Origin of the sequence: Ruminococcus sp. YRD2003, assembly GCA_900109435.1 — a bacterium.
Taxonomy (GTDB): Bacteria; Bacillota; Clostridia; order Oscillospirales; family Ruminococcaceae; genus Ruminococcus; species Ruminococcus flavefaciens_G.
In genome coordinates, this window is the sequence record FNZT01000018.1 from 59,370 (window position 1) to 78,116 (window position 18,747).

At 45.7% G+C, this 18,747-nt stretch carries 20 protein-coding genes; 15 read left to right on the top strand and 5 right to left on the bottom strand.

Features of this window, described 5'->3' with window-relative positions; translation table 11 throughout:
* From BMX22_RS14010 to BMX22_RS14025, 4 genes are all read right to left on the bottom strand, one after another.
* The gene (locus BMX22_RS14010; RefSeq protein ID WP_002587445.1) at nucleotides 1-795 is read right to left on the bottom strand and encodes an ABC transporter permease subunit; all 795 of its coding nucleotides are present in this window, start codon (nucleotides 793-795) and stop codon (nucleotides 1-3) included.
* Nucleotides 796-808: 13 nt separating this feature from the next.
* Nucleotides 809-1,696: an ABC transporter ATP-binding protein gene (locus tag BMX22_RS14015; RefSeq protein WP_074743075.1), complete on the bottom strand. Its 888-nt coding sequence runs from the start codon at nucleotides 1,694-1,696 to the stop codon at nucleotides 809-811.
* Nucleotides 1,693-2,307: a TetR/AcrR family transcriptional regulator gene (locus BMX22_RS14020; protein ID WP_074743077.1), complete on the bottom strand. Its 615-nt coding sequence runs from the start codon at nucleotides 2,305-2,307 to the stop codon at nucleotides 1,693-1,695. The genes BMX22_RS14015 and BMX22_RS14020 overlap by 4 nt, the downstream gene beginning before the upstream one ends.
* A gap of 274 nt (nucleotides 2,308-2,581) precedes the next feature.
* Nucleotides 2,582-2,890 carry a helix-turn-helix domain-containing protein gene (locus BMX22_RS14025; protein ID WP_074743079.1) on the bottom strand — a complete coding sequence of 103 codons (309 nt, stop codon included), beginning with the start codon at nucleotides 2,888-2,890 and terminating at the stop codon, nucleotides 2,582-2,584.
* A gap of 133 nt (nucleotides 2,891-3,023) precedes the next feature.
* On the opposite strand from BMX22_RS14025, the gene BMX22_RS16965 reads away from it, so the two are divergent.
* The 7 genes from BMX22_RS16965 to BMX22_RS14065 all read left to right on the top strand — a co-directional run bounded on the left by BMX22_RS16965 (nucleotide 3,024) and on the right by BMX22_RS14065 (nucleotide 7,223).
* The gene (locus BMX22_RS16965) at nucleotides 3,024-4,031 is read left to right on the top strand and encodes a DUF6465 family protein (RefSeq protein ID WP_227220638.1); all 1,008 of its coding nucleotides are present in this window, start codon (nucleotides 3,024-3,026) and stop codon (nucleotides 4,029-4,031) included.
* 148 nt (nucleotides 4,032-4,179) lie between these two features.
* A complete protein-coding gene (locus BMX22_RS14040) occupies nucleotides 4,180-4,389 on the top strand; it encodes a hypothetical protein (protein WP_074743081.1) in 210 nt (69 codons plus the stop codon).
* A 33-nt stretch (nucleotides 4,390-4,422) separates the two neighbouring features.
* The gene (locus BMX22_RS14045) at nucleotides 4,423-5,109 is read left to right on the top strand and encodes an SOS response-associated peptidase (protein WP_074743083.1); all 687 of its coding nucleotides are present in this window, start codon (nucleotides 4,423-4,425) and stop codon (nucleotides 5,107-5,109) included.
* Nucleotides 5,110-5,118: 9 nt separating this feature from the next.
* The gene (locus tag BMX22_RS14050; protein WP_074743085.1) at nucleotides 5,119-5,676 is read left to right on the top strand and encodes a hypothetical protein; all 558 of its coding nucleotides are present in this window, start codon (nucleotides 5,119-5,121) and stop codon (nucleotides 5,674-5,676) included.
* A gap of 40 nt (nucleotides 5,677-5,716) precedes the next feature.
* Nucleotides 5,717-6,163: a GNAT family N-acetyltransferase gene (locus BMX22_RS14055; protein WP_074743087.1), complete on the top strand. Its 447-nt coding sequence runs from the start codon at nucleotides 5,717-5,719 to the stop codon at nucleotides 6,161-6,163.
* The gene (locus BMX22_RS14060; protein WP_074743088.1) at nucleotides 6,160-6,609 is read left to right on the top strand and encodes a GNAT family N-acetyltransferase; all 450 of its coding nucleotides are present in this window, start codon (nucleotides 6,160-6,162) and stop codon (nucleotides 6,607-6,609) included. Before BMX22_RS14055 ends, BMX22_RS14060 begins: the two co-directional genes overlap by 4 nt.
* A gap of 38 nt (nucleotides 6,610-6,647) precedes the next feature.
* Nucleotides 6,648-7,223, top strand: a complete 576-nt coding sequence (locus tag BMX22_RS14065) for a metalloprotease family protein (RefSeq protein WP_074743090.1) — start codon at nucleotides 6,648-6,650, stop codon at nucleotides 7,221-7,223.
* Nucleotides 7,224-7,301: 78 nt separating this feature from the next.
* Here BMX22_RS14065 and BMX22_RS14070 read toward each other — a convergent pair whose 3' ends face one another.
* Nucleotides 7,302-8,186, bottom strand: a complete 885-nt coding sequence (locus tag BMX22_RS14070) for an NYN domain-containing protein (RefSeq protein WP_318259768.1) — start codon at nucleotides 8,184-8,186, stop codon at nucleotides 7,302-7,304.
* Between the two features lie 100 nt (nucleotides 8,187-8,286).
* On the opposite strand from BMX22_RS14070, the gene BMX22_RS14075 reads away from it, so the two are divergent.
* From BMX22_RS14075 to BMX22_RS16585, 8 genes are all read left to right on the top strand, one after another.
* Nucleotides 8,287-8,817: a 3'-5' exonuclease gene (locus tag BMX22_RS14075; RefSeq protein ID WP_074743092.1), complete on the top strand. Its 531-nt coding sequence runs from the start codon at nucleotides 8,287-8,289 to the stop codon at nucleotides 8,815-8,817.
* 827 nt (nucleotides 8,818-9,644) lie between these two features.
* Nucleotides 9,645-10,136: a helix-turn-helix domain-containing protein gene (locus BMX22_RS14080; RefSeq protein ID WP_074743094.1), complete on the top strand. Its 492-nt coding sequence runs from the start codon at nucleotides 9,645-9,647 to the stop codon at nucleotides 10,134-10,136.
* The gene (locus BMX22_RS14085; RefSeq protein ID WP_074743096.1) at nucleotides 10,136-10,570 is read left to right on the top strand and encodes a sigma factor-like helix-turn-helix DNA-binding protein; all 435 of its coding nucleotides are present in this window, start codon (nucleotides 10,136-10,138) and stop codon (nucleotides 10,568-10,570) included. The genes BMX22_RS14080 and BMX22_RS14085 overlap by 1 nt, the downstream gene beginning before the upstream one ends.
* A 465-nt stretch (nucleotides 10,571-11,035) precedes the next feature.
* On the top strand, nucleotides 11,036-11,800 hold the full coding sequence (locus BMX22_RS14090) for a phage antirepressor KilAC domain-containing protein (RefSeq protein ID WP_074743097.1): 765 nt from the start codon (nucleotides 11,036-11,038) through the stop codon (nucleotides 11,798-11,800).
* A 250-nt stretch (nucleotides 11,801-12,050) separates the two neighbouring features.
* Nucleotides 12,051-12,275, top strand: coding sequence for a helix-turn-helix domain-containing protein (locus BMX22_RS14095; protein WP_074743098.1), 225 nt, complete (start codon nucleotides 12,051-12,053; stop codon nucleotides 12,273-12,275).
* 118 nt (nucleotides 12,276-12,393) lie between these two features.
* The gene (locus BMX22_RS14100; protein WP_074743099.1) at nucleotides 12,394-13,791 is read left to right on the top strand and encodes a tyrosine-type recombinase/integrase; all 1,398 of its coding nucleotides are present in this window, start codon (nucleotides 12,394-12,396) and stop codon (nucleotides 13,789-13,791) included.
* 246 nt (nucleotides 13,792-14,037) lie between these two features.
* Entirely contained in the window at nucleotides 14,038-14,724 is a 687-nt protein-coding gene (locus tag BMX22_RS14105; RefSeq protein ID WP_081349225.1) for a type I restriction-modification system subunit M N-terminal domain-containing protein, read from the top strand.
* A 691-nt stretch (nucleotides 14,725-15,415) separates the two neighbouring features.
* Nucleotides 15,416-18,747: lectin-like protein (locus tag BMX22_RS16585; protein WP_318259769.1), on the top strand; the 3,332-nt coding region annotated here is incomplete at its 3' end.

Here is an 18,747-nt window from a genome sequence, read left to right on the forward strand (position 1 = left end):
TCATGAGCGGAACTGGATGTCTTTTTTCAAAAAGACACGATAAGACAGCACCAAAAACAGGGCAAACAGCAGTACACACCATCCCAAGTAATCCAACTCATAAAAGCCAGATTTGGAAATCTCAGCCGCACTAAAGAACGAGTACGGGGACAGAAAACTAATGGCACGGTTGCTGACAATGTTGGAGAAGCTGGTGACGCAGTACTCGACAAAGACAATTAACCCGGCAGTCAAAAGTGGGCTTCGATTGCGTGAAAATAGAATTCCAACCAAAAGCCCCATAGCTGCAAGGAACAGCGTGACCAGCATGAGGGAAAGAGCAATCAGAAAGAACTCTCCCCAGTCAATGCCGGAGCGGAACAGGGCCAGCGCCAAAAAAGAGGCGAGAAGATATACCATGCTCACGACCACTACGCCGAAAAAAACCGTGAACGCCTTTGCCCAGTAAATCGTTTTTCGGGTATGGGGTTTTGTAAACAGATATTCAGAGGTTCGCTCCGAGCACTCCTTGGTGTGAATGGCGATACCGAAGTGCATCCCGAAAATACCGGACGCAATCATAAAAAAGCTGGTAAGAAACGCATAAATGCCCAACGGTGAGGTCAGATATTCCATGGACACACCAACGCCTTTGTAAAAATCACTCGTACCCAGCGTTTCATAGAGGTCTCCGGTGGAAACATCCATAAAGCTGTAATAGGTAGGCGTCATCACAAAAACACACAGAGCCAAGGCGATGGCCCAACCCAAAATATATTTGCGGTGCCTTTTCAGTTCATATTTCAAAATGACCATGCCCGACACCTCCTTACGCATAGTAGTGCATGAAGATTTCCTCCAAAGAGGGCTCTTCCAAAAGCACATCGTCCAAATGCAGCAGGTGAAGCTTGTCAATAATCGCCGTGATATTTCCGTTATACATAAAGGAAACAGAGGTCTTATCCGCAGTCTCCGCATAGTTCGCAATGCCGGACAAATCAAAGAAATCGCGAGGGATAGCCTCCTTTGCGCTCAGAGAGACTTTCTTATAGCCGCTCTCACGCAGTTCTTTGATGGACTGTATGCCAATAAGCTGTCCCTCTTTCAGAATGGCCACCCGGTCACACAGTTTCTGCACCTCACTCAGCACATGGGAGGAAAAAAACACGGTAGCGCCCCGGCTGTTTTCCTCCTTCAGAATATCATAGAAAGCCTGCTGGATCAGTGGGTCTAATCCGCTGGTGGGTTCGTCCATAATGATCAGTTTGGGTGAAGTCATAATGGCAGACACGATACCCACCTTTTTCTTGTTACCCAGAGACAGGTCTTCGATTTTCCGGGTCAGATCCAGATTGAGGCGCTCAGACAGCTCATACATTTTCGTTTCGCAGTCCATGCCGTACAGGTCAGCGGTGTATTGCAGCAGTTCCCGCACCTTCATGTTTTCATAATAGCTGTTCTCGCTGGGAAGGTAGCCCACATCTCTGGCAATGACACTGGCCTTGGTCTGGCAGTCCAGACCGAAAATAGAGGCGTTGCCGCCGCTGGGACGGATCAGGCCCATCAGCGTGCGGATGGTGGTGGATTTTCCTGCACCGTTGGGGCCAATGAAGCCGAAAAACTCGCCCTCATTCACCGAGAAACTGAGGTCATTGATCCCCCGATGGGTTCCATGGTGCTTGGTCAGCTGGTTTAAGACGATTGCTTGCTTACTCATTTTTGATACTCCTCCTTATAAAAATTTTTCCGCAGAATTGCGATGTTCTCCTCAAAATCCTCCATGACAGCCTGAAAATCGAACGCCGCCCCACGGTACCGGGCCGCATAGCCCTCGGCCATCAGAAGCAGCATCTGAAAGACCGGCTGGGCATCCTCCGGGTTTTTGAATTTCAAAGCATCCTCTTCCCGCAGAACAAGATCGTTTCGGAATCCGCTGGCCTCCTCCGTCAGGATCGCTAGCGTATCTGCCACCTCGGGAGAAGTTTCCTCCCAGGCACTGGTAATAAACTGCAAAATAAAGGGCTGGTTTTGGAAGCTCTCCATTTCCATGCGGCTGGATGCCAGGATTCTGTCGAACAAATCTGTTTGGGAATTGAGGGCTTCCTTGTCAAATATTCCCTCTATGATTTTCTTGCAGTATTCCAGTAGGTAAATGTAGAGCTGCTTTTTACTGCCGAAATACTGAAACACAGACGCTTTGGAAATGTGTGCGGCTACCGCAATATCATTGATTGAGGCTTTTTCATAACCAAACTTGCCGAAACACTGGAGCGCCGCATTGAGAATAGCCGTTCTCTTTTCTTCGGTCAGGGCCAAAAATTTGTCCAATTCATTTTCTCCTTTTTACATAATAACCGATTCGGTTATTTAGAGTATAGCACCAATAACCGAAACTGTCAAGTATTTTGGAGTATGATTCAAAAGTTTTCTTTAATTCCGTCAAAAATACAAGTGGAATTAGACGAAATTTTGAAATTTTCATCAATCAGCAGTTAACCGTTCAGACCAACCTGTGATATATAAATCATACCAACTTTGAACCCACTGGATTCAAAGTTCCCCTAAAACAAAAACGCTGGCGCACCGCCAGCGTTTTCCGTCATTATCTGTTCAAAGCCTTTATCATCTGTAAGGCAAGGTCTGCTTTATCTTCGGGAAGTGTTCTGAATCCTGCCACAAGCTCTTTCTCTGTATCAGTAAGGATAGAAACCTCTCCTTCCTCGTTGAAAAACTCGGCAAGGGTAACGCCCATAGGCGTAAGCAGCTTTTGAAGTGTCTCGATCGTGGGCTGATTGATGCACTTTTCCAAGTCGCTGATATGCCCCTGAGACAAGCCGGACTCCTTGTGAAGTTTATACATACTAAATCCCTTTGCCTTGCGTATCTCTCTTAACCTTGTTCCGTACTCCATTTCTCCGAATCTCCTTTACCGTGTCCTTACTATTATTATAATGCTTTCGTTCGGATTTTATAATTCATAAGCCCCGAACTATTTACTTATCTATTCCGATATAGTATAATAGAAGGTGTGGAGGTGTTGCACTATGAACAAATCAGTCTGCTTTACAGGACACAGAACCATAGCTGAGGATAAAGAAACGCTCTCAGCTCGGCTCTACGCTTTGCTTGAACGCTTCGTGACAGAGCAAAAGGTCACGGACTTTTACACGGGCGGAGCTGTGGGGTGGGACGCTCTCGCTGCCCTGACCGTTCTGAAACTGCGTGAGAACTATACAGAGGTCAAACTGCACCTTGTATTGCCTTGTCCATTTGAGGAGCAGTCTACAAAGTGGAATGAAGCACAGAAAACGGAATATCTGCATATTTTCGGTCTTGCTGACAGCGCAGAACAAGTCTCTGATCGCTATTATAACGGTTGTATGAAAGCAAGAAATGCCCGTCTTGTGGAGCTTGCATCTGATTACTGTATCTGCTACTGGAATCCCAAACACTACCGCAGCGGAACAGGACAGACGGTGCGTATGGCGCAGAAGAAAGGCATTGAGGTCATCAATCTGTTTGAATCTGATTCAAACAGCGTAATATCGCCTGTTGGTGGGTTGACAGATGGCTCAAATAGCGTTATAATAGAATTATCTAATAGATCGGAGGTATCCACAATGCCAAGAAAGAAGAAAACTGAAACCGCACCTGTTGCCGAAGTCAAGGCAGAGGTTGTGACCGAAGCTGTCAAGGAGACTGCTGCAGAAGCTCCGGCTGAAAAGCCTGCAAAGAAGCCTGCCGCAAAGAAAGCTCCTGCTAAGAAAACAGCTACCAAGACTCCTGCGAAAGCTGCTGAGAAGAAAACTACGGCTAAGACCACTACAAAGACCGCAGCTAAGACTACAAGAGCGACTGCTCCCGTTGAGACAGTCAAGGTCCAGTTCGGTGGCGATGAATATGATTTCGCTGAAATAAAGAAGGCAGTTGAAGCCGATTATAAGAGCAAATTCAAGGGCAAGGTCAAGACTATCGAGTTTTACATCAAGCCGGAAGATAAGGCTGTTTACTACGTTATCAACGGTGATTTCTCCGATAAGATTGAGCTTTGATTTGACGGTATTGTAACGGGTGCGACTCGCTCAGGGTTGCTCCCGTTTTTTCGTATACTGGATTGAAAAGCACGGCTGATTGTGGTATAGTAGGTAATTTAATCAATGTGCGAGAACGCTCGCCAAATCGGAATTTATAGGTGATAGTATGGAGAATAATATAATTGGAACTTGTGTAGAATGCGGCAGTGAGTTTCTAAAATCAAAATCTAAAATGGAAGAATTATGTCCAGAATGCGCTTATTGGTTATATGGATATGAAAATTGTAAGCATATTTTCAAAGACGGGAAATGCACAATATGTCTTTGGAACGGAAACAAAAGTGATTATATAAAATCTTTATCAGATAAATTATGATTTAGCATAGCAAATAAGAAAGGAGCGAACCCCATGTGTACTTGGTTCTATGCAGAAAGATCCACGCTGTCACCAATCATCACAAAGGCACAGCAGTTGCCGCTTGCGAATACGATCAGGAACACTATGTCACGTTCGGCGGAAATGTCCGGCAATATCCGTCCTACCGATATGGCAGCGGTGTTTGCTCCGAATAAGCAAGGCAATATGGCGGTGTTCCCGATGATATGGGGCTTCACGGTCGAACAATCATCAAAACCGCTTATCAACTGCCGTATCGAAACAGCGGACCAGAAGCCCGTATGGAAAGACTCTTGGTTCAGGCGGAGATGCGTGATTCCCGCATCTTGGTACTACGAATGGGGCATACCGCCATCTGAGGTCGGCTACCATAACGCAAATGAACAGCGGAACATCAAAAAAGAAAAGTATGCGATACAGCCGGAAGGTTCTGAGATCACATACCTTGCAGGACTGTACCGCTTTGAGGAGCATAGAGGTGTCCAGATACCTATGTTTGCCGTGCTGACAAGAGAATCGGTCGAACCTGTAAGCTCTATCCATGACCGAATGCCACTTATCCTCGGTAAAGACAGCTTGCGTGAGTGGGTGCGTCCTGACGGTGATCCAGGCAGGATAGCGAAAAAGGCTTTGACGAATATGGTTATGGAGAAAGCAACGGACTATCCTGAGCCGAAGCCTGCGTTTATGCAGATATAGGAGGAAATGATGGAAGAAGCGATCAAGCATTACATGGATATAGTGCGGTATAAAGGGATAAATATATATCACTTTCCGGTAGGCAGACGATTATCAAATGTTGATCCTGAACTAATGCGTCGTTTTAATGCAGGTGAAATATTTGTTGCAAGACAGGAACACTCTGATTTTGAGATTTTCAATCGTGAGATCGGTTACCAGTTGCCAAAGGATATTGCAGATTATCTCAATGCGTACTGGCAGCCGGGTGTATTCGGCTATTATAAAGACTTGCCTGAATGTTTCATGTTGTTTTCAGCAATCAGGCACATAGGCGAAAAGCCTGATGATTTTCTTTTACGTTCAGGCGGATTAATCGCAGAAGCTAAAAGGTGGGTATCATATGACGGCGATCTGAACAGATATATGCCTATTGGCATTTATGATGCTTATTCCTGTTCATTCCTATTATATGAAGTCGAAACAGGCAGGATATTCATAGAAGATTTGGATAATGAAGGCGGCGTAGAAAACGAGCCTGTTGCTGATTCATTAAAAGAGCTGATTCTCGGCTTATATTTGAAATAAAAGGTAATAAGCTTAGTTTTTGTTGTAACGGAGGACGATCATGAGTAAAGATAACATTCGACCGATCACTATGGAGCATATCCAGCGCTATGGTGACATATATGCAAAAGCCTTTTCGGGAGAGCCGTGGAATGATCCGTGGAAACCGGAAGATGCGGTCATTCACGTTCGGGAGCTGTTGGAGTCAAAGCAAGCCTATGGGCTTGAATATGTCCTTGACAGCAAGGTCGTCGGCTTTATCCTCGGAACATCAATGCTGTTCCATTATGGCAGGACTTTTGATATCAACGATCTCGCTGTCGATCCCGAATATCAGCGCAGAGGTATCGCAAAGGAACTGCTTGAAAAGTGCCTTGCGGATATAAAGGCGCAGGGTATGGTGGGAGTCCACCTTATCACCGCCGGAGAGGGCGTTCTGCCTGAGTTTTACGCAAAATATGGCTTCAAAAAGGAAACTGAGGTCATACTGATGGGAGCAGAACTGTGATAAAACGTGCTGAATATAATGATCTGCAAGAAATACTTGCTTTACAATACCTCGCTTACCAGAGTGAAGCTGAACTGTTTGGCAGCAAAGATATTCCTCCGTTGAAGCAGACCTTAGATGAGGTCATTGAGGAGTTCAATAATGGTATCATATTGAAATTGACAGATGAAAATGGTTCTATTATCGGTTCAGTCCGTGCTACTGAAAAGAACGGAACGGTTTATATCGGAAAACTGATGGTTCACCCTGATCACAGATGCAAAGGATATGGCACAAAACTTCTCTCGGAGATAGAAAACTGCTATCCCGACAAGCGTTTTGAGCTTTTTACAAGTACCAGAAGCGTTGATAATATACGGCTGTATGAAAAAGTGGGATATAAGATCTTTGACCGAAAACCCGTTGATGATGAACTGGTATTCGTGTATATGGAAAAATGTTGTTGACATAACAAAAAACCTTGATATACGAAACGGAGAGCTTAATGTATAAGTTTATAGGAATAATAAAAGCTGATTACAGATATGAATATGAACCACTACCTGATAACGCAAGACTAATGGTGGATAGATCAAAAACGATAGCTATAATTGCTGGATTTCTTGGAATAACAGTTGGATATTCATTACTTCTTGTTAAGCAATATGTGCTAAACAACGGTGAAGCAGTATTAAACAAACCTTTCATATTATTGGGAGCTGTAATTGGTGCTTTGCTGTTACTGCTTCATGAGTTTCTTCATCTAATTCCATATCCTGAGAACAGCACAAAAATAATATCCATTAAAGGCGGTACACCGAGTGCTTTCTGTTCGGCAGCCGTCAGCAAAGGTGCATTTATTGTTTCAAGTCTTTTGCCTGTTTTGCTTGGAATAATTCCTATGATACTGTTTATGTTACTGCCATCAACATATCAGGTGATAAACACACTTCTTTGGACAACGGGAACAATCGGGCTTGCTTCTCCGGCTAATGATTACGCCGATGCTCTTAGATGTTTGATAAACGTACCATCAAAATGCAAAATACAAAGCGGCAATGGTGGATTTTATTATTTTTGAGTGAATATCTAACTTCGATCCCACTGGAGTCAAAGTTCCCCATATAACGAAAAGGACGGCACAAACCGTCCTTTTTCGTTATCTCTGTATTTCGATCTCAAACTTTCCCTCGGAGTTCACCTTGAGCCGCAAGGTCTTGACATACCGATTGCAGAAATTCTCCATTTCCTTCATGGTAGCAGTCACTCTTGTGGCTTCGTAGATCTTGTGGGTAAGGTCCAGAGGGTTCTCACCGACAAGCGAGGGCAAATGCTTTTCAAGCTCCGCAAAGAGAACAGCTCGCTTCATATCCTCCGTTCCTGCGGTGCAGAAGTCATCTATTGCACAGTAGTAGATGCCGTGCTGTGCGAGGGCGTTCTTGATCGCCGTTCCGCACTTCTCATATTCGTACATAACGAGAAACTTGGCTTTCGGCAGGCTCTCGATGAGTCCCCAAAAGTCGGAATCACTCGACACGATGATAAATGATGTGATGCCGTCACGGTAGAAGTCCGTGACTACGCTTGCAGTCATTCGCACATCGACCAGGGACTTTCTGTCGGTCACACGGTCGATCTCGATATGCTCGGTGGGTATCTGCGTAAATTTGGAGAGCCAGTCCCAGCCTGCTGTGGTGTGCGGATCGTCATAGAGCGTTATTTTCTCGATCTTGGCAAGTTCTTCGGGATTTAAGCCTTTCAGCACACTGTACAGCTTGTACGGGTTGGAGTTCTCACAATCGACGGCGATCGCAGTTTTCTCGGCACTGTCGATAAATTTATAAATATTGTTTCGTGTTTCATCGTCTGCGTCCCGATATTTCGTGGAGTCGGTGAAGCTGTCATTATGCTGACCGTAGATAATCTTCAGAAACTTGCGGTCGGAATAGACGATGCTCCCCACATCGGCAGGCTGCCAGTGAATATACATCTGAAACGGGTAATGCTCGATGTTCGCCATGTACTTGGTGAACTCATGCTTCATGACACCGTTCTTGTTGTATTTCGGGACAAAGAACAAGTCTCGGATATAATGACACAGGATATGACTGCAAATTGGAACTATACTGATAGAGGATAAGGATATGGCTATTTACATAGTATTTGACGTTGAAACACCAAATCGTGCGAACGACCGTATGAGTGCGATAGGCATAACAGCGATAAAAGATAACAAGATCGTCGCTAACTACTTTTCGCTCGTTGATCCCGAAACGCATTTCGATTACTTCAACACGCAGCTTACGGGCATAGATGCTGATAAAGTCAAGAACGCTCCGAACTTTGCAGAGCTTTGGAAGAAGATAGAGCCGATCATGAGCAAAGGTATCCTTGTTGCCCATAATGCTGTCTTTGATATGAGTGTCCTGCGTTCCTGCCTGCGAAGCTACGGCATTACATGGAAACCCTCTGCTGAATACCTGTGTACGGTTCAAATCGGCAGGCGTATTCTTCCCGATATGAAGCATAACCTCAATGTGATGTGCGATCACTACGGTATCGCCCTTGATCATCATAAGGCGGACAGCGATGCCCACGCCTGTGCGGAGATACTGCTAAGGTACATGGAAAGTGGTGTCGATGTTTCGTCTTACATCAAGAAATACTATCTATAACGAATACCTCAGAGAGCTGTTACACAACGGCTCTTTCTTTTTTGCCGAAATCTCTCAGAAGTACAAATTTCGTCTATCTAAAATGGTATAATAAAAGAATTTGAAGAATTATTCCAGTTATGGAAATTCTGTCGAACTGTTTTGGTATAATCAGGATAGACAAGCATACAGCTCGGTTTTTGTAAGTTCATTGACAGTTCCATACAGACGAATCGAAAGAGATTTTTCTATGGGAGGTGGTAAATGTGTACTGGACAATGACAATAGATCACGCTCTGCATTGATTGCCTTGCGGAATATCTATGCTGTTACAAAAATTGAGAAGTAGTATGCGGCTTCAAACGGCATAAGGGCGGTCTGTGCAGTTACAGGCCGCCCTTTTTTCTATGTGTATATTGTGATGATTTGGAGAAAACTGTGTGATAGCGGAAACGCTTTTTACAGAGAAGAAACTTGAACTTTCATCGCAGATACGCAGTTTTAATGAGATTGACAGTAGATTGAAAGATTTTATCCAAAACCTTAGATTTTGTGGAGAATAGGCGGTTTTCTAAAAAAAGGGCGTTTCAAAAATGAGACACCCTGAAACGGCGCTATATCTTGCTTTTTCGGGTGTGATAGGTCATAATAGAAGTATGCGCACCGAGGTGTGCATAGCCGTATAGTGAACCTATTGCGCAAGGGGTTACTCGATCACTGTATGGAATTGAATATGGTACGATCAAATGAACGAGTGATGTTTGGTTGTCGGACGGTTTATGCCGATTGACAGTCTCACTGTGTTCATTTGCACATTTCCGTCCGACAGGAAAGGACGGAGATGTTTTATGAAAACTACATATAATGATCCCCAGGTGAAGCTGAACACCAACCGTAGGGGCAAGACCGATTATGATATAGTAGTCTATGGCACAAGGAGTCTGCGTAAACAGCTCGAAGATACTGTAGCTGCTGCGATCCGCCGATATATGGAAGAAAAGGAGGTCGGCACAAGAAAGCTGTCCAGACTTACGGGCATTCCAAAGGGTACGATCTCCCGTTACCGTAATGGTACGGCGAAATACGATCCCGACTATCTCTGTGCTATCTGCATCGCGCTCAGACTGCAAACTTGCAGACAGCGGCACTTGTTCAGAATGCTCAACTGGAAGATGCCTGACGAACGTGGCAGAAAGAGAAACAGAGCGTACATCATCAGGGAGTTCCTTGACGGCTGCTTCTATGATGAAAGCTATACGGTCGCACTCTGCAATCAGCGTCTGGTCGATGCCGGAGAAGTGTCCCTCACTCCGCTGTTCCCTCCGAAGGAGGGCAAGTGATGACGGGATTTTTCTATATGCACTTCGGTGATGATGTGCCTAAGAACATTGAAAAGGAGTATAACAGGCTTCTCCTTCACGAACAGTATCTTGAAAAAAAGGAGCAGAAGAATCGCATCCAGACAGCTACTTTTGAAGATGTTATCACTGTATGTCCTGATCCTGCCACTCTTCCCATTAACGAGATTGAACTTGAGCGGGAGCGACTTCATAACGAGCGTCTGAAATATCTTCCTGTTGCTCTCAACCTTCTTAAAGCTGACTATCCCGACCTTTATCGGCTTATCGTAGAGTATTACTACGCAGAGACTAAGACCACTATGGCGGATTTAGGGAAACGCCACGGTCTGACCACTGAAACAGTACGCTACCGAATCAAGTCAGCAAAAGAGAAACTGAAATTATACATCATCATGCACGAAAACAAGGAGTAGAATTTGTGCGCAATAACGATTTTTCTTTTTCCAATGAAAAAAATAGTGAAAATCTTGCCCGATTCTTCAAATTCTGTGCTTGATATTATAGAGGGCGTTCGCTCCATGAGCCAACAAGCTCTCTTATCCTCCTTCCTACACGAAGGTTTACTTTGAGCTGAGGGAACGGCATAGCTACTTTGTCCATTTTCAGGCTGTACCGTTTCCGGAGGTTCGTTTTTCTTTCATTTTTCGATGCTCTATCGAAACTCCTTTCACTACGACAGCAGAGATGCTGTCGGGAGAGCCTGAGCTGACGGCTTGGGTTCTGCCTAAAACATCTCTGAATGCGACAGTTCCATTTCTCCTATTTTCATATTGGCAGGCATACTGCCACTCCTGCGTCGGGGACGGTTCTCCGTTCCCGACATTCCAGGAGTAAATCACAAACAAAAACACCGACAAGATAGAGAGAGGGTGTTCTATATGAATGAAATCACAATTGCTGTGAAATACGATAATGATAATCCTACCGTCAGCGGACGGGAGCTTCATGCCGCCCTTGAGGTCAGGACGCAGTATTCAATATGGTTTGATAGAATGTGCGAATATGGTTTTTCTGAGGGAATAGACTATTATTCTTTTTTGAATAATAGGTCGGACGGACTTGCAGGAAAGCCGAGAACCGATCATCAGCTCACCATTGATATGGCAAAGGAGCTTTGCATGATACAGCGTACCGAGATCGGCAAGCGCTGCCGTGAATACTTCATAAACCTTGAAAAGCAATGGAACAGTCCCGATGCGGTCATGGCGAGAGCATTACAGATAGCAGACCAGAGGCTGGAGCTTGCAAAGCAGCAGAACGGCAGTCTCATTGAGACAACTGCGATTCAGGCAAAGCAGATCGAGGAAATGAAGCCGAAGGCGACATATTGCGATATGGTTCTGCAATCCGCAGGGCTTATGCCCATAACCACTATCGCAAAGGACTACGGAAAGTCAGCAAAGTGGCTGAACAAGTGGCTTCATGAACACGGCATACAGTATAAGCTCGGCAAGGTATGGCTTCTGTATCAGAAGTATGCTGATCGTGGTTACGTTAAGTCAAAGACTTTTACTGTCTTGGACGAGAACGGTGATTCCATTGCCAAACCTAATACACAGTGGACGCAGCGTGGAAGAATGTTCATTTACGAACAGTTGAAGAAAGAAGGTATCCTGCCGCTTATCGAGCAGGACGATAGCTGAAACGCTGTCGGGAGTATCCGTTCATCGGGTACTGCCTATGGTGCTTCTCACACACCTCCTTGTTTTGAACGACGGCTGATGTGCCGTCGGGAGCTTCTATTCCTCGGAGTAGGAGCTGCCAACAGTACATCAATCTTTGGGCATAAAAATAACCGACAGACGATGTATTTACAGCATCTTGAAAACTGAATATGAAACATCAACGCTATTTGTTTTCTTTTTCTTCTTCCTGAGAGATAGGAGGAGCGTTATGCCGAAAAAATCCGTTAGACAGATGTTCAGGAAATATCCTGATGTGGTAACTATACCACAAGTATGCGAAATGCTCGGTGTCAGCCGTAACTACGCATACCTATTAGTAAAGCAGGGAAAGCTCATAAGGCTTGACTTGGGACGTATCGTCAGAGTGACAAAATCCTCTGTGATTGAGCTAAAGGAAAAAAGTTTACAAAAATCGGAGAATTCCCCAGTGTAAAGCGCCGAAAAAAGGATAAAAGCGGTCTGATCGTATTGCATTATATTTGGTTACGCGCTATAATAGAGTAGTCAACAGCAGACTTCTACCGCTTTCAACTCAAAGGAGGATATAAGATATGAAAGCAAGTCTGCCTTACAAATATATTACTTCCGTAAAGAACGGAAAGAACTATGTTGTCTTTGACTATAAGGATCACAGCGGAAAGCGTAAGCGTAAGTGGGTAAACACGGAATTGCCTGTGAAGTGTTCAAAGAAAGCTCTGAAAGAAGCGGTTGAAGCAATCGTCGCAGAGTTTGATAAGAGCATTTCGGAAGGTGAAATCGCTGTCAAGTCTGCAAACGCTGTGCCGTATGCTGTTATGAGTGATGAAACCGCTTCAACTATGCTGCTCGATGATTTCTTTACCGAGTGGCTGACATACATCAAACCGAATGTGGCTCGTACTACCCATCTTTGCTATCGCAAGGTCAGCAAGAGATACATGGAATACATCAACGAAAACTATCCGAACCTTACACTTGGACAGGTCAATCATAACCACATTCAGAACTATCTCAACTACAAACTGGATAGTGGCTGCAAGGGCAGTACCGCAAAGCAGTATTATCTCGCATTGCATTCTGCATTTGCTTACGCTGTAAAAATGGAACTGATACCAAAGCACCCTATGGACAAGTTAGTAGTACCGAGAGCTGAAAGGCATGAAGCTACCTTCTACAATGCTGATGAGCTGAATGAACTGTTTGAGGTTTTCAAAGGAGACAAACTGGAGCTTGTGGTGAACATCGCAGCGTATTATGGTCTGAGAAGATGTGAGATACTTGGTCTGAGGTGGGATGCGATCGACTTCAAGAACAAGACCATCACCATTCAGCGTAAGATAGTAAGCGACTACGACGATAACGGTGAGATGAAGATCTTTGTAGAAACAAGGCTAAAAACCAATTCCACCAGAAGAACACTTCCGCTGATCCCTCACATCGAGGAGATGCTTCTTGAAAAGAAGAAAATGGAAGTCAAGTTCAAAAAGGCTTGCGGAAAGAGCTACAACAAGGAATTTGACGGATTTATCTGCCGTGACAACTATGGTAATATGCTATCGCCAGGCTATGTGACACAGCACTTCCATTACGTCATTACCCGAAACGGTTTGAAGCAACTGCGTTTCCATGATCTTCGCCATTCTTGTGCGAGCTTATTGCTTGCTCATGATGTTCCGATGAAGGCTATTCAGGAGTGGCTCGGACATAGTAATTTTTCTATCACGGCGAATCTTTATAGTCATTTGGAATACAATGCAAAGGTCAACTCGGCTGAAACGATCGCAAGGGTTCTCGGCGGTAAGTCAGAGGATAAATCCGAAGCTGAAAAGCCTGCCGAAAAGAAAAAGACCACGAGAAGAAAGTCAACGTCAAAGGCAGCAAGTAAAACACCGCCCAAAAAGACTGGCGGTAGAAAAAAGAAAAGCGATAATCCCGAAGGCACGGGAGAATCGCAGATGTCAACATTATAGAATATAATCAACGAAAGTGGAATCAAGAAAAAGAAATCAAAAAACGTGTGATTTTGGTAGAAAAAATGGTAGAAAAATAATGTGATTCACGTTTATATTATCTACCAACAACTCTCTGAAACCCAGTCAAATCGGATAAAACAGAGAATTGTTACTAAGGAATTCATATAATAGAGTAGACAAATGCACTATTATATGGTATAATAAATTGAATAATTGTTTATTCTGATAAAAGGGGTAATAAATATGGCAAATGATAGATTTACAGTAGTCGGAACAAATATCGCTGAGAAAGCGTCTATGATATGGAACGTAGCCGATATGCTGCGTGGTCCGTTCAAACCACATGAGTACGGACTTGTTATCCTCCCAATGACAGTAGTAAAGCGCTTTCACGACTGTCTGCTCCCGACACATGACGCAGTGCTGAAAGAGTACGAAAGCAAGAAGAACTTCGCAGTTATCGACGGATTTCTCACAAAGGCTTCCGGCTATCAGTTTTATAATACAAGCAAATACACATTCGACCTGCTCTGCGCTGATCCGGACAACATTGAGGCGAACTTCCGTGACTACCTCGCAGGATTCTCCTCTAATGTACAGGACGTGCTTGCAAAGTTCGATTTCAATGCTATTATAAACCGTATGGTGGAGAGCAATACCCTTTATCTCGTTATCAAGGAATTCAACTCACAGAAGGGCTACCTCGGTCCTGATAAGATTAGCGCAGTTGACTGCGGCTATATGTTCGAGGACCTTGTAAAGCGTTTCTCGGAGTCATTCGGTGACTGCGGCGGACTCGTCAGCATTCCCATCATACCCAGTCCGAGCATTGATGAGCCGCTCTCGGTTCTGGATACATCCTCTGCGTCCTGCACAGCCGTTTCAAGAATATCCCGAAACTGCTGTATCACTTCGCCGCCACCGTGCTGACAGGCTGCACTAACGTTAACAACTGCACGCACGCTTTTCCGCCCGCCTATCGGGCTGTCATCGAAGTTCAAGGAAATTGAAGCGCTGCTCGAATAATCGGTACATTGAAACGGGTCGTGATATTCCAGTGCCGACCATGCCGCAAGGTTTTCACGCTCGACTAAAGCCTGTACTTCCGCAAGAACGTCCTGTTTTGGTATATATACAGTCGCAACTGTCGGATGAAAAGCTTTCTTTTCCGTGTATGATATCTTCTGCACGCCGTCTGCGAGAACAACTGAAATATCCAGCAGCGTATTGCTGTTGAACGCCATTCCGCAGGAAGAAGCAAAATAAGAGCATCTCACGAGCTTTCCGTGAGGCGTCAGGACGGCTTTCACCTCCTCCAAGGACGGTCCTTTAGCGGCTGCTGCCTGCATCTTTTCCATAAAAGTCTTGCTCATTTCTTCCATTTGTATCACCTCTGTATTGCTGTCAGCGCAATATTTATCAAAACAATTATACCAAAAAGCCGTCGAAAAATCAATAAAAATCGCACTGAGAGCACAAATAGTTTGTGGATTCTGACTTGTCATATCCGCAAATATTGAATTGACTGTACAAGTCAGGCGTGGTATAATTATAATGTTACTATCCGGCGAAATATAGGCGTCGGATTGACAGTACAAATCAGGCAACAGGAGGAACATCTATGGAAGTCAAAAAGCTCATAAGCGCGGCTTGCTCGGCAGCAATGATGACTGCGCTTATACCCGCTCAGCTGAGTGCGGGAGCGGAAGCCCCAAAGCAAGCGACCTACATCAGTGACATACTGCTCGCGGGCTACAACTCGATAAACAATGCGGGCGCGGCTATGGACGCAAAGAACAGGCTGATAAGCAATGGCTACAAAGTCGTGGACACCGACCTCAACGGCGGTTGCGGCGCCTACAGCGACCGCATCTATCTCGGCTACAAGACCACGACAGACCCGAAAGAGGCGATAAAAGACGTCATCATCGTTGACAAGTTCATCACCGATATCTCGGAGAAAGTGACCGAAAACGGCGTAGAGTATTCGCTCTGTCCGTTCGACGGCGACCTTAGCTTCGGGGACGTCAGCGGCAGCCTCAACAGCGGCGCAGGCGGTATCGACGCCCACCTCTTCTACACCAAGGAGGGCGATTCAGCGTATGCGATGTCCGATATCGTGTTCGATGACAATTCGGCAGACGCCGTCAGCGGCACCGACCTCAACGACGGCGCAGTATGCAGGGACAGCAAGGGTAATAAGCTTGATACTCCCGTGGACAAGATATATATGCACGCTGTCAAGTCGGGCAGCACCGTCCACAACGAGGCTAACGACTCCTACTACCGTGTAATCAACACGGGTATGAGCTGGGAAAAAGCAAAGAATTACTGCGAAGACCTCGGCGGACACCTCGTTACCATAACCGACGAGGCAGAGCAGAAATACGTGCTCGACCTTGTCAAGCCCGCCAAGAAGGAAATATGCTGGATTGGCGGCTACAGAAGCCAAATCGAGGGAGAGACATGGATAACAGGCGAAGAGTTCACATATGACAACTGGGACAGCATACTTGCCAGCAGTTACTCTGTTGATAACGTACCGTTTGCTCTCAGAACCGAAAGCGGTTTCTGGTCTCTTATCGACCCGAAAAAGCAAGTCTCCCTTGATGCGGACTCATGCTTCGTGTGCGAATGGGACAACCTTGAAGGCTATAACAAAAAGACAGATTTCAGCGGTCACACCTATCAGGCATTCGACAAGAACCTTTCATGGAAGGAAGCAGAGGAATACTGCGAGAGCATCGGCGGTCACCTTGCTGTCATAACGAGCGATGAGGAGAATCAATTCATAGCATCGCTTATCAATAACGGTAAGACCTATCACTACTGGCTCGGCGGCTCGATAGACTCCAAGAACAATTTCTCGTGGGTAACACACGAAAAGCCCCAATATACCAACTGGAGCCAGTTCGTCACAGAAGAAGAGACTGTCAATACCGACCACATCGCTATGCAGCAGCATTATGAGAAATGGGATAAGCACAGTGACGAGACCTACAACAAATACAAGAAGAATTACGGCTTCGTCTGCGAATGGGAAAAAACAGCAAAGGCTGAGTTCAACGGCAGCAGATACGCCATTATAAACGATGACACAACATGGAAGCATGCTGTTTCATACTGTGAGGACCTCGGCGGTCACCTCGTTACCATCACAAGTGCAGAGGAACAGGAATTCGTATACGAGCTCTTCAAGAAAAACGCAGATTGCGATATATGCTGGATAGGCGGATTCCGTGACAACATAACAGGCTTTGAGTGGATAAACGGCGAGCCGTTTGAATACTCCAACTGGAGCGATATACTCGCGGGAAGCTATTCCGTAGATCAGGTACCGCTTGCTATAAACGACGAAAACGGCGAATGGGAGCTTATCGACCCCAAGTGGCAGTATGGCAGATCATGCTTCATCTGCGAGTGGGATAAGGGCGTCGGCGACAAGCTCTCATGGAGCAATCACGATATCCAGTATTTCGATATCGGTATGTCATGGGAGCTCGCCGAGAAATACTGCGAGAACCTCGGCGGTCACCTCGCGACCATCGACAACGAGCTCGACGAGAAGGATATAAAGAAGCTCCTCAGCAGCGCTACAAAGGACGTCTACTGGCTCGGCGGCAAGCTCAACGATGACGACGAGGTAGAGTGGCTCTCCGATGACTATCTTGCTGACGACTGGGAGCACTGGGCTCCGGGCAACCCCGATAAGGCGGAATTCGGCGAGTATGTGCTCCTCCACAGAACAAGGTCGGCGAACAGACCTCCCTATTCGTGGAGCTCGGCTGACAACACCTGCGCGTCATACGGCAAGGAGAACCTCGGCTTTATCTGTGAATGGGATAAAGAAATGGTATATTTCTATGCGCCCATGACCGAGCCCGCACAGTACCTTACAACTACTACAACTTCATCAGCAACTACCACAGCTTCGACTTCTACCACAACTACTACAGCGGTAAGTAGCTCATCGTCAACTTCAACTTCAAAGAGCACAACCGCTTCCACTACAGCATCAAAGGCAACAACTACTACCGCAACAACTACTACTTCTGTAGTATATACTCCCCTTTACGGCGACGTGAACGCTGACGGAAAGGTCGATACAAGGGACTTAACGGCTCTCAACAACTTCCTCAACGACAGAGCATTGTATATGCTCTCACCTCACGGCATACTGAACGCAGATGCATATAATACGGGAGACGGTATCGACGAAAACGATGCAACGGCAATCAATTATTACATAAACGGTATTATCAGCGAGCTCCCCTACAGCGGAGCATTCCCCACGATAACAACTTCTTCAACTTCTACCACAACCACAACAACTACTACCACTACAGCTAAGCCTACAACCACAACAACGACAACCACCACAGCTCAGCCCACTACTACGACAACGGATACAACAACAGCTCAGCCTACAACTACTACCACCACAGCTCAGCCTACTACTACAACGACCACTACAATAGCTCAGTCCACCACTACAACGACCACAACAACGGCTCAGCCCACCACTACAACTACTGCTCAGCCGACAACTACGGCTTCAGAAGCAACAACTACGGCAAGCTCGGCAGTGACTACAACGTCCGCTTCCACGAACACAACGCAGTCAACATCTTCGAGCACAAATGCTCCGACGGGAACGACTTCATCGTCCACAACCACAACTGTGACGACGACCTCAGACCCTGAAAAGACCACAACCTCAACAACTACAACAACAGCGGCAACAACTACTGCAACAACTGAAACGACACAGCCCACAACTACTACGACTTCTGCAACTACTACCACTACAACTCAGCCCACGATGACTACGACATCGGCGACTACCACCACTACAACTCAGCCTACAACGACTACAACTTCCGCGACTACTACCACTACAACTCAGCCTACAACGACTACAACTTCCGCGACTACTACCACTACAACTCAGCC